The sequence below is a fragment of the Gilliamella sp. LMG 34360 genome, assembly GCF_984568995.1.
Genome location: NZ_OZ474900.1, coordinates 2,177,207 through 2,191,589 on the forward strand (window position 1 = coordinate 2,177,207; position 14,383 = coordinate 2,191,589).

The following is a 14,383-nucleotide window of genomic DNA, read 5'->3' on the forward strand; positions in this document are numbered from 1 at the left end:
TTGGATGTGATGATTATTTTGAACCGCTATTACGTTGTAATTGATCGCGTAAATTTGGTGGAACACCTTTAATCACTAGTGTATCAGTTTGCTGATCCCATTTAATTCGTTCACCTAATAAGTCAGAATCAAAACTTAAGGTTAATCCACCGCCACTACCTGAGAATTTTTTGAGTTGACGCAGTGCACTACGATCAACTGGAAAGGTCTCTTCTAAATCGTAATCGCTATTTTTTACAAATTCAGCAAAATTATTTTCACCATTAGCCGGCAATTCATTAGCCAGATTTTTGAGTTCGATCTCTTCGCCTGCTTGTAATTGAGCTTGACAATAATTATAGACATTTTCACGGGCGCTGGTTTTGTCTTGTTTATCAAATTGCATTTCTTGGCAATAGTCATCAACCGCTTTCACTAAAGTTTTATTTTGAGCTTTCGCATCTAATCCTTCACTGGCGCCTAAATAGTCCATAAAAAAGTCAGACACTTTGCGCCCAACTCTCCCTTTTAAAAAGGTTAAATAGCGTTTTGAATCTGGTGTGGTTTCCCATTCAGTGATATCAATTCGTGCAATAATATCGGCATGATCAATATCCAAATATTGGGTTTCGGTTATATCAAGCTGTTCATTAACTAACATACTTGAACAGCTATTTAATACTGCAATAATTAAGTATTCAACAGCAAGATAACGATAATGACAAAAGACCACCGTGCCACCTTCGGCAAACGGGTATTTAGCGAGTTCATTGCGTAATTGCTTGGTCGATTCTTGACTAAAATGCAAAAAATCTTGGTTGCCTAAACGTAATTCTTTAAGCGATTGTTCAAACAGACTTTCACTATTAAAGAGCCCATAAGCTTTGCTTTTATTATTATAAATACGGTTAATATCCTCAATTAAATTGACAACCGCTTGTTGATTGCTTAGCATTGAATCACGAAGTTGCAGTTCAATTTCAGTGTCATTTTTTCTGATTAATTTATGTAAAATAACTTTTTCTATTTGTACACTCATTTAGAATTCCTGTTTGGATGGCAAAAGTAAGACTACCACTATTTTATCAAAGCACTAAAAAAGTGCTATCCACAATTTATTAGTCTGATTAGATAACAAATGATAATTAGTTAGATTTTATACTAAAACGTATAGTTAACCTGAAACTTCTTTACAAAATCTAATGGTATTTAAGAAATATTAATAACGATAACTTGAGTCTTAGCGGCTAAAAAACCTCACCAACTCATTTTTGATAAGACAACTTCATAAGTGCCATTAGCATAGTGATAAATAATGTAATTAACAATAATATTTTTTACTGAAACGTAATGTTAATCTGAAACTTTTTTACAACCTGTTATATTTGGAATAAATAATATGGCAAATCCTCAAGATATTTATAATGATTTTAAGAATAAAAAAATCAGTTTATTATTTTGGCAATATGCACTTCCCTCCATTATTGGGACAACCGTCAATACCCTGTATAACATTATTGATGGGGTTTTTATTGGGCATTGGATTGGGCGCGAAGCATTGAGTGGTGCAGGCATTATTTTACCCGTTATGAATTTTGCTGCGGGTATTGGTATGTTAGTAGGTATTGGTTCGGCGAGCCGTATTTCTATATTTTTAGGTCGAGGCGAAATCGATAAAGCCGAAAAAGTTGCTGGTACTTCGTTCATGTTAACGGCGGTACTTAGTGGTATAACTTTAGCGTTATTGCTTTATTTTATTGACCCTGTTTTACATTTTATTGGTTCAAGCCCAACCAACCATATTTACGCTCGTGAGTTTTTAGAGGTATTTTTGCCGGGTAGTATTTTTATCACATTGACTTTCAACTACAACAATATGATGCGAGCAAGTGGTTATCCTTTTAAAGCTATGGTAACTATGTTTATTAGCGTGATTGCCAATATTATTCTTGCCCCAATTTTTATTATTGCTTTAGGTTGGGGCATGCGAGGCGCAGCTTTTGCAACCACCTTATCGATGTTCATTAGCTTTTTGTTTGTAATGCAGCACTTTGTTAGCAAAAACAGTAATATCAAGCTATATCGTCGTAATTTTAGGCTTGATATTACATATATTAAATCGATTCTTTCGATTGGCATGTCGCCATTTGCCATGCAAGTTGCTGCGTCTGTGGTAGTGGTATTTATAAACTGGCAATTAACTCACTATGCGCCGATTTCTCATGTTTCAAGTGACGATGCTATTGCCGGTTATTCAAATGCAAATCGATTAATAACGCTGATTATTATGATTGTCATTGGCGTTAACCAAGGAATGCAACCAATCATTGGCTATAACTATGGTTCAAAGAATTATAAACGTGTGAAAGAGACCTTTTTCTACGCAGTGAAAATCGCTACTGTGATCACGAGTGCTGGGTTTATATTAGGTTGCTTTATGCCTGATGTACTGGTTAAAGCATTCAGTTCTGAAGCGGACTTAGTTGCTATATCAGCTATTGCACTAAGGTATACAACGCTTTCATTTGCGTTTGTTGGGTTCCAAATGGTGACAACAAGCTTTTTCCAATGTATTGGTATGGCTAGAGTTTCTATTTTACTCAGTCTTTCAAGACAAATTTTAATTTTATTGCCAACACTTTATATTTTACCGCTATTTTTCGATTTAGATGGAGTTTGGGCATCATCACCTACTGCTGACCTTTTATCAACCGGTATCGCTTATGCAGCACTCTACTGGTATTTTAAATCGATTAAAAGTCGGCATTATCCTAAACAAGTTAATCCGTAATATACTAAAATTAAAAAACAAAAGGGGCACTTTGCCCCTTTTAAATTTTATAAGGCCGTATTACTTATTGCTATTAACATTACTGATTATAATTTTTAATTCGATAAACAAACTCATTGACAAATTGGATGTTCTACACCGCCTTCACATCCTTTTTCAATCAATTCCATTGCTTTGTTATGATCTCTTGTTAGACCGGCAGCTCCATTTTCATACATGACCCCTAGATTAAACTGAGATTCTGGTTGCCCTTGTTCGGCTGCTTTTTCAAACCAATATCGAGCTTTATTGAGATCTTTATCTATGCCGTCACCCGTTAAATACATATCCCCTAAATGATACTGTGCATTTACAAGACCTAGCTCGGCTGATTTTTCAAATAATTCTTTTGCTTTTAATGGATCTTTAGCTACACCTCGGCCTTCTTTGTATAAACTAGCTAGATTAAATAGAGCATATTCATCATTTTTTGCAGCACCTTTTTCATAAAACTCTTTGGCTTTAGCATAGTCTTGGTCAACTGTTATGCCATTCTCATACATATATCCTAAATTAGATTCAGCTCCAGAATGGCCTTGTGCCGCTGCCTTTTCATACCATTGTCTCGCTTTCAACGGATCTTTTTCAACCCCCTCACCTTGAAAGTAGCGAACACCTAAATCATATTGCGCTTTTGGGTCATTATTTTCCGTTGCCATTTTTAGTACTTCATCATAAGGTACATCTTTTAATGACTCTTTAACTGCTTGTGCACCAGCAGGTCCCGCTAAAAATAGAAATAACAAACCAGAAGTAAGTAATTTTTTCATATTTATCATCCCCTTTTATTATTTGTGATTATCTATGATTTACTATATTTTGATTAAAATATAGTCTGTTTATTTTAACAACATCTATTTAATTATCCAGTATCGTAAAATATTATTTTTTAAATTCTTATTACATGTGTAAAAAGTTGAAAGGTCTATTTAATCTGTATGAATTTTATTATTGAGATAGAAAGAGTTAGAGATTTTTTCTTGATTTTAATCTGTCAGAAATAATTAATATTTTTGCTATTTCATCAAAATAAGAGGTCTGTTATTTATTTTAGAAAAATATTCTTGGCTTACTTATTAAAGAAAAAATTGTAAAAGACAAAAAACAGTATTGATGAGTAGCGGATTGAATTAATTTTTTTATAAAATAGCTAAAGAAAAAATACCAAATATTCAGTTGTTAGCCAAACTTGATAAGGTTACCATAATCAGACAAATAAAGATCAACAGCATGCCAATCCAACCAATTAATGATAAGCATTCACCCACAATTAACATAGCAAGAATCGCAGCAATAACGGGTTCAAGTAAGGTAATGGTTGTTGCCATACTGGCCGAGATTTTTGATAATCCAAAACCGTAGCAACGATAACCTAAAAACATCGGTATCAATGCCATATAAAATCCAACTGTCATGTTATTCCATGAATTAACAAAAGCAGAGCCCGTTATTAACATAACAGGAATTAATAGTAATCCCCCACAACCAAAAGTAGCGCCCATTGCCGCTTTAGTATTAACGCCTTTTAACATTAATTGCCTTGCTGACCATGAATAGAGCGCGTAAGTCAAGCCCGCAACTAATCCTAATAAAATACCTAAATTAACATGAGTATATTGGATTGTTGTACTTGCATTGTCAGAAAAAGCTAACATCACCATTCCAATAATCCCCAATAAAGCACCCATAGCCCACTGTTTATTGAGTTGAAAATCACGACTAAAATATTCAATTATCGCCGATAAAATGGGTGCTGAACCAATAGACACAACGGTACCAATGGTTACACCAGATAAACGCATAGAAGAATAAAATGCTAAAGGATAGATAGCTACAGCAAGTGCCCCCACGATCAAGAATCTGCAATGTACCGCTAATAAAGCACGATCATGAACAATCTTAACGGTAGCCAATCCACATTGCAAAATCCCGCCAATACCCATAGCAAACGAGCCGATAAATAAAGGGGATAAAGCTGGGACAAACGTGGCTGCCGTACCTGTCGTGCCCCATAATAGTGATGCCAAAATAACGGCTAAAATACCTAAATACTTATTCATTAAATAACAGTTTATTCAATGTTTTGTACTTGTTCTCGGATTTGTTCAATTAAGACTTTAAGTTCAATCGCGCTAGCGGTTACATCAGCATTAATTGATTTTGACGCTATGGTATTTGATTCACGGTTAAATTCTTGCATCATAAAATCGAGTCTGCGCCCGACTGCTTCGTTTTTCTTTAAAATTGCGTAGGTTTCTTTAACATGAGTCATTAAACGATCAAGCTCTTCAGCTACGTCAATACGTTGAGCCATCAATACGATTTCTTGTTCTAATCTTGACTTGTCGAGTTCAATATTCGCTTCAGCCAATTTATTTTGGAGGCGCTCTTTTTGCCATTCGAGTATTTGTGGCATCCATTGACGAATTTTTTCAACTTCTGTCGTAATACTGTCTAAACGTTGGATGATAAGATCACGTAACACTTGTCCTTCGCGTTCACGCACAGCAATTAATTCATTAATGGCTTCATCCAATAATGCTAAGATTTCTTGTGATATGCTATCAAGATTTTGCTCTTTAGCTGATAGCACACCCGGCCAACGTAATACATCAATAGGATTAACGTCACCAGACTTATATTCAGTTTTAATCCAATTAACCGCACTAAGAACCTGTCTTGCAAGATCCTCATTTAAAGATAATTCTTGATGCTGCGAAGCGGGATCGAGTTCAAAGCGTAAATTGCATTCAATTTTACCGCGTGTTAATCGACCTCGAAGTCGTTCTCGAATAATCGGTTCAAGTGATCGAAACTGTTCAGGCATACGAATATAGGTTTCTAAGTAGCGTTGATTAACCGAACGCAACTCCCAAGAGGCCGTCCCCCATGATTGGTTAATTTCTTTTCGGGCATAGGCAGTCATACTTGAAATCATAATTGGATCCTAAATTTATAAAAAACTTGCTGGGCATTGTACCATAAATTCTGTATAATGCGCTCTTAGCTTAGGCTAAACATCAATCCTTTCTTTAATTGATGTCCTCCTAAATGATAAATTCAAACATTTTTTTATATAACAGCTGGAGAATTGCATGCGCCCGTCTGGTCGAGCTGCGGAACAAGTCCGCCCAATCAAAATAACCCGTCATTATACTAAGCATGCAGAAGGTTCTGTATTAGTTGAATTTGGTGAAACCAAAGTACTGTGTAACGCAACGGTTGAGGAAAGTGTACCTCGCTTTTTAAAAGGTCAAAATCAAGGTTGGGTTACAGCAGAATATGGCATGTTGCCACGCGCAACCAATTCAAGAACTCAGCGTGAAGCGGCAAAAGGGAAACAAACAGGTCGTACAATGGAAATCCAACGACTTATTGCCCGTTCATTAAGAGCCATGATTGATCTTAAATTACTTGGCGAATATACCATTACCCTAGACTGTGATGTCATTCAAGCCGATGGCGGAACACGAACAGCATCCATCACTGGTGCATGTGTTGCTCTTAACGATGCAATTAATAAAATGATTGCTGATGGTAAATTAAAACAGAACCCAATTAAATCATTGGTTGCAGCTGTGTCTGTTGGAATTGTCGAGGGTCAAGCAGTATGTGATTTGGAATATATTGAAGATTCCAATGCAGATACAGATATGAATGTCATTATGACTGATGACGGACGTATTATCGAAGTACAAGGTACTGCCGAAGGTGAACCATTCAGTCATGAAGAATTATTAAAACTGCTAGAACTAGCAAAAAATGGTATTGCAACAATTATTGATGCACAAAGACAAGCCTTAAAAGATTAATTGGAGAGGATCGATGAAATCATATAAAAGTGAGTTTATTGAATTTGCTTTAGATAGGCAAGCACTAAAATTTGGTGAATTCACCTTAAAGTCAGGACGAAAAAGCCCTTACTTTTTTAACGCAGGATTGTTTAATACAGGTAAAGATTTGGCTTTATTAGGTCGCTTTTATGCTGCCGCATTGATGGATGCAAATTTAAACTATGATGTCATCTTCGGTCCTGCCTATAAAGGGATTCCGATTGTTTCATCAACAGTAGTGGCCTTATCTGAGCACTATAATGTTGATGTTCCTTATTGCTTTAACCGTAAAGAAGCTAAAGACCATGGTGAAGGTGGTAACCTAGTTGGTAGTACTATTTATCAACAACGTGTTATGTTAGTTGATGATGTAATTACTGCGGGTACCGCAATTCGTGAATCAATGCGAATTCTAGAAGATAATCAATCAAAACTGGCTGGTGTATTAATTTGCCTTGACCGTCAAGAAAAAGGTCGCGGTGATTTATCTGCCATTCAAGAAATAAAGCAAACCTATCATTGCGAGGTTATTTCAATTATCACATTAGATGATTTGATTCATTATCTTTATCAAGATCCCTCACGAAAAAACCAAGTTAAACTGGTCGAAGACTATCGAACTCAGTATGGAATTTAAAAGGCGTCTTAATGAAGTGACCCCATAAAGTTGGACACTTTTATTAAGCGGCTTGTAAGGCCTGATTTCGATATTCAACCGGAGTCAGGCCTTTTAATTTGGCTTTAATCCGTTTGGTGTTGTAGTATTCTATATATTCTTCTATTTTTTCAATCAATTCATCTGCATCTTGAAAGCATTGTCCATGATACATTTCTGATTTTAATAGACCAAAAAAGTTTTCAGCTACCGCATTATCTAAACAATTTCCTTTTCTGGACATACTTTGTTTGATGCCATTATTAGCTAGTAGCTTCTGATAATGATGATTTCTATATTGCCAGCCTTGGTCACTATGTAGTAACGGTTTTTCATACTGTTTTAATCGTGATATCCCTTTTTGAAGCATATCTGTCACCAAGGTCAAACGTGCATTTTTAGCCACTTTATAAGCTATTACTTCTTGATTATATAAATCGATAATGGGCGATAGGTAAATTTTCTGTTCATTTACCTTAAATTCTGTGACATCCGTTACCCATTTTTCATTCGGTCTCGATGATTCAAAATCTCTTTTAAGATAATTATCGGCTGTTTTACCTGTCTCTCCACGATAAGAACGATATTTTTTAGGTCTTACTGTCGATTTGAGATTAAGCTGACCCATTAATCGTTGTACCGTTTTATGATTGAGCTTAATTCCCTCATTTATCAACGCTAAATGAATTCGACGATAACCATAACGCCCTTTATGTTCATGGTAAATCGATTCAATACGTTTTAACTCATTTTCATAAGCAGACGGGGTTTTCAACCTATTAACATGATAATAAAAAACACTTTTTGCCAGTTTTGTTGCTGATAGCAAATGTCTTAAGGAATACTGATATTTAAGAGCTAAAACAACTAACGTTTTTTCTTTGTTTGTTGACGTTTTGCTTGCTTCAGCTCTTCTAACTTTTTTAGAACAGCATTTTCTGCTCGTAGATAAGCTATTTCCTCTTTTAATGCTTCAATTGTTTTTTCATCATCACTGTGAGTTCGTTCAATACGGGGTTGCTTCATACAGGGTTTTCCTCTGGAACGATATTCAAGCCCTCGGAAACCTTTTTTATGATATCTATCAAGCCAAACAAATAGAAGACCGGGGGAGCTTAAATTAAGCATAGCACTAGTGTGCCCGAGAGACCAATTATTTGTCCACATTAATTTTAGTGCTTGTAATCTTGCTTCGGCATCACGTAAATGAGGTGTTGGTTGAAAGGAGTTATCGCCATGAATCGCAACCACTTGCGACCAATACCGAATCTGACTAGAAGATATCGCATATTTTTTTGAAAGAATTTCCGATGATTCTCCTGATAAGAATTCATTAGCTATGATAATTTTTAAATATCGACTATATTTTGACATAAAAAGACCCCCTGTAATTGGTTGTCCAACTATTGGGGGTCACTTCATTAAGACGCTTTTTTATACTTTTTTACAACTGGATGTATTTTTTTTACATATCTTAAATTAAACTGTCTATAATATTTTCGTCCGTAAAGAATTCTTTTACCTAGCTTAAGAGTAACCAATAAAAAATTAACTAATAAAATAATGGGATATAGAATGAAAAAAACATTAATGCTTATTATATTACTCAATATTGGAACAACCTTTGCTTGCCATGCAGCAAACATTAGGAATATCAATAATAACGAACCTAAAGTTGAACAATTAATATATGGCAAAAATTTAATTCCCATTGGAGAAATTGAAGCAAGTATTACAGATTCGATTAAACTAAAACCCGATACGGTTGAGTTTACAGTTACATTGGATACTGACGCTTCAACACCTAGTGAAGCATCAAATATCAATGCTAATACGATGAAACAATTTAAGGATTATTTAGCGACACTCGCTATTAAAGATAACAATTTAATCACAACCGATTATGGCAACTATATACAGGATTCTTATGAAGAAGTCAGTGAAGACGATGCTCAATATAAAGCCACCCTCACTCTTGCTATCAACATCAATGATAACGAAAAATTCCTAGAATTAAATAAATTACTCGATAAATACAACATTAATAATGTCCAACAATTAAATAATAGTGATGCAAATAATGCATTCTCATTTAGTATTTTTGAAAATGCAGTTACTGCAAACAAAGCAAAAGACATGGTTTATCAAAAATATACAACCATAACTAACGAATTAAAAAACCTACAACTTGATAATTTTTCGATTATTCAATCAAATACCGAACGCACTTCACCAAAAAAAATCGATAAAAAACAGCATCATGTATATAACACTGTACAAATAAAGATTAACAAACTTGATGTGGTTGGTAAAATTATTACTAAAGCACAAGAATTAAAAATAAAAGTTAATGATGACATTTTTTATAGTGTTTCACCAGATGCGATTGAGCGAGCAATTAATGATCATGAAAGACTTTTATTAAATAAGTTAAGTAATAAAGTTGAACGGTTATTGACTAAACAATATTTAGTTGGTGATCCAAAATATCTCGATATGAGAAAAGCTGACTACGAACAACAGTCACCAAAAAAACGAGAAAGATTCTATGGAGCAATGAATATGGCGATGGCAACCGGATCAGATGATGAAGCAACAAATAAAATTAATATCTATGCTCCTTCCGATTTTGAAATACAACTCACTTTATTAGGAAGATTTGAGATAATAAAAAAAGTTACACAATAATTGACTCTAAAAAATCATCGATTAATAAAAAGTTCGTCCTTAATTAAGTAATATTTGAATATATTTCTAATTAAGGAGAACTAAACTAGATAAACTACTAATAAAATACATTATTAACTTGTTTAATAACCAATGAGTTACTCCGCATCGTGTTAATAAACTAAAAATAAATCATTTAGAATTACTTTGCACGTAAAATTTAGCATTGTCGTAATGATATATAATGGTTGAAAAATCGAATGGTTCACCAGCATTGGTGTAAAAAATTTCTTCCACACACAGGGCAGGATCCCCCGCACTCAATCCTAAATAGTCCGCAGTCTGTTCATCTAATTTAATCGCTTTGAAATATTTGTCAGAAAAACCAATATTAATTTTCAATATATCTTTTATGTAACTGAATATGGAGTGTTCAGCAATCTCTTTGTTTAAATAACCCACCATTTTTTTTCGATAGTAGGATCTTTCAAGCGCATAAACTTTATCTTCGAACTTACGTAACCGTTTGATAAAATAGACCTCTTCTCCATCTTCACATTGTAGGTTTTGTTTGACTTGTGAACTTGGTTGAACGATATCTACATTAAACACTTGTGAGGAATTTGGTGCATTGTTTAAATCAACACTAAAACCATGACTTTCCAAAAAATTCAAATATCCATGTTTTTGCGGTTGCCGCACAAAAATACCACTCCCTTGGACTTGATATATGACGCCGTGCCTTTCTAAACAGTTCAGTGCTTTAATGATGGTCGTACGACTAACTTGATATTGATTAATTAAACCTTCGATATTAGGCAGCTGTGTATCTTTAGGCAAATTTTGTTGATAAATTGCTTGCTGGATTTTCTTTGCCACATCTTGGTATTTTAACATTCGTACTCTTTATTTTTATTGCGATAAATAGACCCCATTTTATCCCTATGAATAAATTAATAAATTGAAATCATTTTAAAATGCGATCTAGATCACAAACAATAAAATTGGTCATTAACAATTTTTTATTTAGGGATAAGATAAGCTTTCTCATCTGATGAAAGGAGCTTAATGAATGTCATCTAAAATTAGAGACTATAATAAATTAGCCGTTGATATTTTAAATGAATTAGGCGGTGAAAATAATATTGTTTCTGTTGCACGTTGTGCAACTCGCTTGCGTGTCGTTACGCAAACCACTCCAGAAAATGTAAAAGAAAAAATTAGCAGCTTTCCTGGAGTTATCACAGTGGTAGAAAAAGGTGGGCAAATTCAAATCGTTATTGGTACTAATGTTGATAAAGTCTATAATGCATTTACCAAATTGATAGGGAATGAGAATAAAGTTGATATTAAAAGCCAAGGCAGTATTTTGAATCGCGTTATCGCAACAATGTCAGCAGTTTTTGCACCATTTGTTTATGTATTAGCAGCATCGGGTATTTTACAAGGGATCTTGATTTTAATTAAGTTATTCTTTCCTGCATTTGCAGCAACCGGTACTTATCAAGTTTTTAACTTTATTTCTTGGGCTCCGTTTGCTTTTTTACCTATTTTTATCGCCATTACCGCATCTCAACATTTTCGATGCAACATTTATATTGCAGTAGCTTGTTGTGCCGCCTTACTTTCTCCAACTTGGGCGGAGCTTGCGGCGATGATAAAAGACGGTCAAGAGATTAATCTATTTGGATTAGCATTGTCTGAAACCACCTACACATCAACGGTTTTACCGCCTCTGTTTTTAGTTTGGTTACTTTCTTATTTAGAGCGTTTTTTAGAGCCTCGTTTACATAGCATTATTAAACCATTAGTAATGCCTTTAATCTGCTTAGTGATTATGGTTCCCCTCACTTTAGTGGCTATTGGACCAATTACTGCGGGCGCTGCACATTATATTGCTAGTGGATATAATTGGATTGTTAACCTTGCACCATCGGTAGCAGGTGGATTGATCGGTGCAGTTTGGCAGGTGTTTGTTATTTTTGGTGTGCATTGGGGTATTACACCAGTCATTATTGAGAACATAAATGAACATGGACGAGACTCTTTCCAAGCTTATCAAACCATCGCAGTTATTGGTCAAGTTGGTGCTGCATTAGGTTTTTATATAAAAACTCGAAGCAAAGATATGAAAGGGGTATCGCTATCAGCTTTTGTTACAGGTCTATTTGGTATTACTGAGCCCGCTATATATGGTGTTAACTTACGCTTCAAAAGACCATTTATTTATGGTTGTATTGGTGGTGCGCTTGGTGGCGTTGTAGCAGGATTCTTTACACCTTATTACTATACTTATGCTGCATTACCTGGTCCTTTGACTATTGTTAATGCTATTAATATAGACCATCCTGCATCATTTATTGGTGTTGTTATTGGTTCAGCAATTGCATTATTTGGACCAGTTATTCTTATCCAAATTTTTGGCACTAATGAAAAGAACCAAAGCAATGAAAACATTGAAAATGAGACATCTGACATTGAAAACGATACACCTAAAATTGTAATTGATGAAATCGATGTGACTAGCCCAATGATCGGTAAAGCATTACCACTTAGTGAAGTACCAGACCCTGCTTTTTCTCAAAAACTTATGGGTGAAGGTATTGCTATTGAACCAACAGACAATCATGTTTATGCACCTTATGATGGCGAAGTAACCGCTGTGTTTGAAGCATCAAAACACGCTATTGGTTTGGTCTTAGATAATGGGGTTGAATTATTAATTCATGTGGGTATTGATACAGTTAATTTAACTAACAATGAATTTCAATACCATGTGAAGTTGAATCAAAAAGTGAAAAAAGGTGATCGGTTGATCAGCTTTGATCCTCAAGCAATTAAACAAGCAGGTTACCCATTAATTACTCCGGTCATTATTGTTAATACTGATCAATACCAAGTAATCACATTAACAGAAAAAACGGAAGTAAATCTTGATGATAACCTTTTTGAAATAAAGCAATAACAAGGAACCAAAAAATGACTAAAAAACCATTTTTATGGGGCGGTGCATTAGCCGCTCATCAATTCGAAGGCGGTTGGAACGAAGGCGGCAAAGGGCCAAGCGTAGTTGATGTTATGACAGCAGGCGCACATGGCGTTGCAAGACAAATTACCCAAGAAATTGAAGCAGGTAAATTTTATCCAAACCATACTGCTATCGATTTTTATCATCATTATAAAGACGATATTAAGCTGTTTGCCGAGCTAGGTTTGAAATGCTTACGTACATCCATTGCTTGGACTCGTATTTTTCCAAAAGGTGATGAACTAGAGCCAAATGAAGAAGGTTTACGTTTTTATGATAACGTATTTGATGAGTTAATTGCTAATGGTATCGAACCGGTTATTACTTTATCCCATTTTGAGATGCCATTACACATTGCTCGTCATTACGGTGGCTTTAGAAACCGTAAAACAGTTGAATTTTTTGAACGTTTTGCAACAGCGTGTTTTGAACGTTATAAAAACAAAGTGAAGTATTGGATGACGTTTAACGAAATTAATAACCAAATGGATACCAGTAATCCGATCTTTTTCTGGACTAATTCAGGTGTGCAGGTTCAACCGGGCGAAAATCCACAAGAAGTACTTTATCAAGTGGCACATTACGAACTATTAGCCAGTGCCAAAGCGGTAATTGCTGGTAAAAAAATCAATCCTAACTTTGAAATTGGTTGTATGATTTCTCACGTGCCGATTTATCCGTATTCTTGTAATCCAGAAGATATGATGGCATCTGAAATTGCTATGCATCAACGCTTCTTCTTCCCTGATGTGCATGTTCGTGGTTACTATCCATCTTATGCTTTAAAAGAGTTTGAACGAGAAGGCTATAAGCTTGATATCACCGATGAAGATTTAGCGATTTTAAAACAAGGTACCGTTGATTACATCGGCTTTAGTTATTACATGTCAACCGTTGTTAAAGCTGATGCTAAAAATGATCATCGTGACAATATTGTCAACGGTGCTTTACCTAATGCTGTTGAGAATCCATACATTAAAAGCAGCGATTGGGGTTGGCCTATTGACCCAGAAGGCTTACGTTATACTCTTAATCGTTTATATGATCGTTATCAGTTACCACTGTTTATTGTGGAAAATGGTTTTGGCGCGATAGATGAATTAGAAAATGGTAATAAAGTTCATGATAAACCACGCATCGAATATCTTGGTGCACACATCAAAGCAATGTTAAAAGCTATCGATTATGATGGGGTTGATGTTATGGGATATACCGCGTGGGGTATTATTGATGTCGTCTCATTTACAACTGGCGAAATGAAAAAACGTTATGGCGTGATTTATGTTGATCGTGATAATGAAGGTAACGGTACTATGAAACGCTATAAAAAAGATTCTTTTGATTGGTATAAACAAGTCATTAGCAGTAATGGTACTAATTTAAAATAGATT

The 14,383-nt window shown here is 34.9% G+C and carries 13 protein-coding genes; 6 read left to right on the plus strand and 7 right to left on the minus strand.

Annotation, left to right across the window (positions count from 1 at the left end):
- Window positions 1–13: 13 nt before the first annotated feature.
- The gene (gene yejK, locus AC5LW9_RS09825) at window positions 14–1,018 is read right to left on the minus strand and encodes a nucleoid-associated protein YejK (protein WP_198236545.1); all 1,005 of its coding nucleotides are present in this window, start codon (window positions 1,016–1,018) and stop codon (window positions 14–16) included.
- A 360-nt stretch (window positions 1,019–1,378) separates the two neighbouring features.
- Here yejK and AC5LW9_RS09830 point away from each other — a divergent pair, with 360 nt between their 5' ends.
- Window positions 1,379–2,770 carry an MATE family efflux transporter gene (locus AC5LW9_RS09830; RefSeq protein ID WP_493455803.1) on the plus strand — a complete coding sequence of 464 codons (1,392 nt, stop codon included), beginning with the start codon at window positions 1,379–1,381 and terminating at the stop codon, window positions 2,768–2,770.
- Between the two features lie 113 nt (window positions 2,771–2,883).
- Here the strand turns inward: AC5LW9_RS09830 and AC5LW9_RS09835 are convergent, their stop codons facing one another.
- The 3 genes from AC5LW9_RS09835 to AC5LW9_RS09845 form a co-directional block, all read right to left on the minus strand.
- A complete protein-coding gene (locus AC5LW9_RS09835) occupies window positions 2,884–3,579 on the minus strand; it encodes a tetratricopeptide repeat protein (RefSeq protein ID WP_198228148.1) in 696 nt (231 codons plus the stop codon).
- Between the two features lie 402 nt (window positions 3,580–3,981).
- Window positions 3,982–4,869: a DMT family transporter gene (locus AC5LW9_RS09840; RefSeq protein ID WP_493455804.1), complete on the minus strand. Its 888-nt coding sequence runs from the start codon at window positions 4,867–4,869 to the stop codon at window positions 3,982–3,984.
- Between the two features lie 11 nt (window positions 4,870–4,880).
- Entirely contained in the window at window positions 4,881–5,747 is an 867-nt protein-coding gene (locus tag AC5LW9_RS09845) for a YicC/YloC family endoribonuclease (protein WP_144091098.1), read from the minus strand.
- Window positions 5,748–5,904: 157 nt separating this feature from the next.
- On the opposite strand from AC5LW9_RS09845, the gene rph reads away from it, so the two are divergent.
- Entirely contained in the window at window positions 5,905–6,621 is a 717-nt protein-coding gene (gene rph / locus AC5LW9_RS09850; RefSeq protein WP_039127094.1) for a ribonuclease PH, read from the plus strand.
- Window positions 6,622–6,634: 13 nt separating this feature from the next.
- On the plus strand, window positions 6,635–7,279 hold the full coding sequence (pyrE, locus tag AC5LW9_RS09855; RefSeq protein WP_198228142.1) for an orotate phosphoribosyltransferase: 645 nt from the start codon (window positions 6,635–6,637) through the stop codon (window positions 7,277–7,279).
- Between the two features lie 43 nt (window positions 7,280–7,322).
- Here the strand turns inward: pyrE and AC5LW9_RS09860 are convergent, their stop codons facing one another.
- Window positions 7,323–8,267, minus strand: a complete 945-nt coding sequence (locus AC5LW9_RS09860) for an IS3 family transposase (protein WP_143422572.1) — start codon at window positions 8,265–8,267, stop codon at window positions 7,323–7,325.
- Window positions 8,165–8,671: a helix-turn-helix domain-containing protein gene (locus AC5LW9_RS09865; protein ID WP_493455805.1), complete on the minus strand. Its 507-nt coding sequence runs from the start codon at window positions 8,669–8,671 to the stop codon at window positions 8,165–8,167. Before AC5LW9_RS09865 ends, AC5LW9_RS09860 begins: the two co-directional genes overlap by 103 nt.
- A gap of 201 nt (window positions 8,672–8,872) precedes the next feature.
- Here AC5LW9_RS09865 and AC5LW9_RS09870 point away from each other — a divergent pair, with 201 nt between their 5' ends.
- A complete protein-coding gene (locus AC5LW9_RS09870; RefSeq protein WP_493455806.1) occupies window positions 8,873–9,985 on the plus strand; it encodes an SIMPL domain-containing protein in 1,113 nt (370 codons plus the stop codon).
- A gap of 171 nt (window positions 9,986–10,156) precedes the next feature.
- Here AC5LW9_RS09870 and AC5LW9_RS09875 read toward each other — a convergent pair whose 3' ends face one another.
- Window positions 10,157–10,861 carry a GntR family transcriptional regulator gene (locus AC5LW9_RS09875; RefSeq protein WP_086326610.1) on the minus strand — a complete coding sequence of 235 codons (705 nt, stop codon included), beginning with the start codon at window positions 10,859–10,861 and terminating at the stop codon, window positions 10,157–10,159.
- Window positions 10,862–11,036: 175 nt separating this feature from the next.
- Between AC5LW9_RS09875 and AC5LW9_RS09880 the strand changes: the two genes are divergently transcribed.
- The gene (locus tag AC5LW9_RS09880; RefSeq protein ID WP_493455807.1) at window positions 11,037–12,929 is read left to right on the plus strand and encodes a beta-glucoside-specific PTS transporter subunit IIABC; all 1,893 of its coding nucleotides are present in this window, start codon (window positions 11,037–11,039) and stop codon (window positions 12,927–12,929) included.
- Window positions 12,930–12,943: 14 nt separating this feature from the next.
- Window positions 12,944–14,380, plus strand: coding sequence for a 6-phospho-beta-glucosidase (locus AC5LW9_RS09885; protein WP_086308982.1), 1,437 nt, complete (start codon window positions 12,944–12,946; stop codon window positions 14,378–14,380).
- The last annotated feature ends 3 nt before the right edge of the window (window positions 14,381–14,383 follow it).

Coding starts and splice junctions, on each gene's coding strand:
- yejK (WP_198236545.1), bottom strand. CDS start 1,018: ATGAGTGTACAAATAGAAAAAGTTATTTTACATAAATTAATCAGAAAA.
- AC5LW9_RS09830 (WP_493455803.1), top strand. CDS start 1,379: ATGGCAAATCCTCAAGATATTTATAATGATTTTAAGAATAAAAAAATC.
- AC5LW9_RS09835 (WP_198228148.1), bottom strand. CDS start 3,579: ATGAAAAAATTACTTACTTCTGGTTTGTTATTTCTATTTTTAGCGGGA.
- AC5LW9_RS09840 (WP_493455804.1), bottom strand. CDS start 4,869: ATGAATAAGTATTTAGGTATTTTAGCCGTTATTTTGGCATCACTATTA.
- AC5LW9_RS09845 (WP_144091098.1), bottom strand. CDS start 5,747: ATGATTTCAAGTATGACTGCCTATGCCCGAAAAGAAATTAACCAATCA.
- rph (WP_039127094.1), top strand. CDS start 5,905: ATGCGCCCGTCTGGTCGAGCTGCGGAACAAGTCCGCCCAATCAAAATA.
- pyrE (WP_198228142.1), top strand. CDS start 6,635: ATGAAATCATATAAAAGTGAGTTTATTGAATTTGCTTTAGATAGGCAA.
- AC5LW9_RS09865 (WP_493455805.1), bottom strand. CDS start 8,671: ATGTCAAAATATAGTCGATATTTAAAAATTATCATAGCTAATGAATTC.
- AC5LW9_RS09870 (WP_493455806.1), top strand. CDS start 8,873: ATGAAAAAAACATTAATGCTTATTATATTACTCAATATTGGAACAACC.
- AC5LW9_RS09875 (WP_086326610.1), bottom strand. CDS start 10,861: ATGTTAAAATACCAAGATGTGGCAAAGAAAATCCAGCAAGCAATTTAT.
- AC5LW9_RS09880 (WP_493455807.1), top strand. CDS start 11,037: ATGTCATCTAAAATTAGAGACTATAATAAATTAGCCGTTGATATTTTA.
- AC5LW9_RS09885 (WP_086308982.1), top strand. CDS start 12,944: ATGACTAAAAAACCATTTTTATGGGGCGGTGCATTAGCCGCTCATCAA.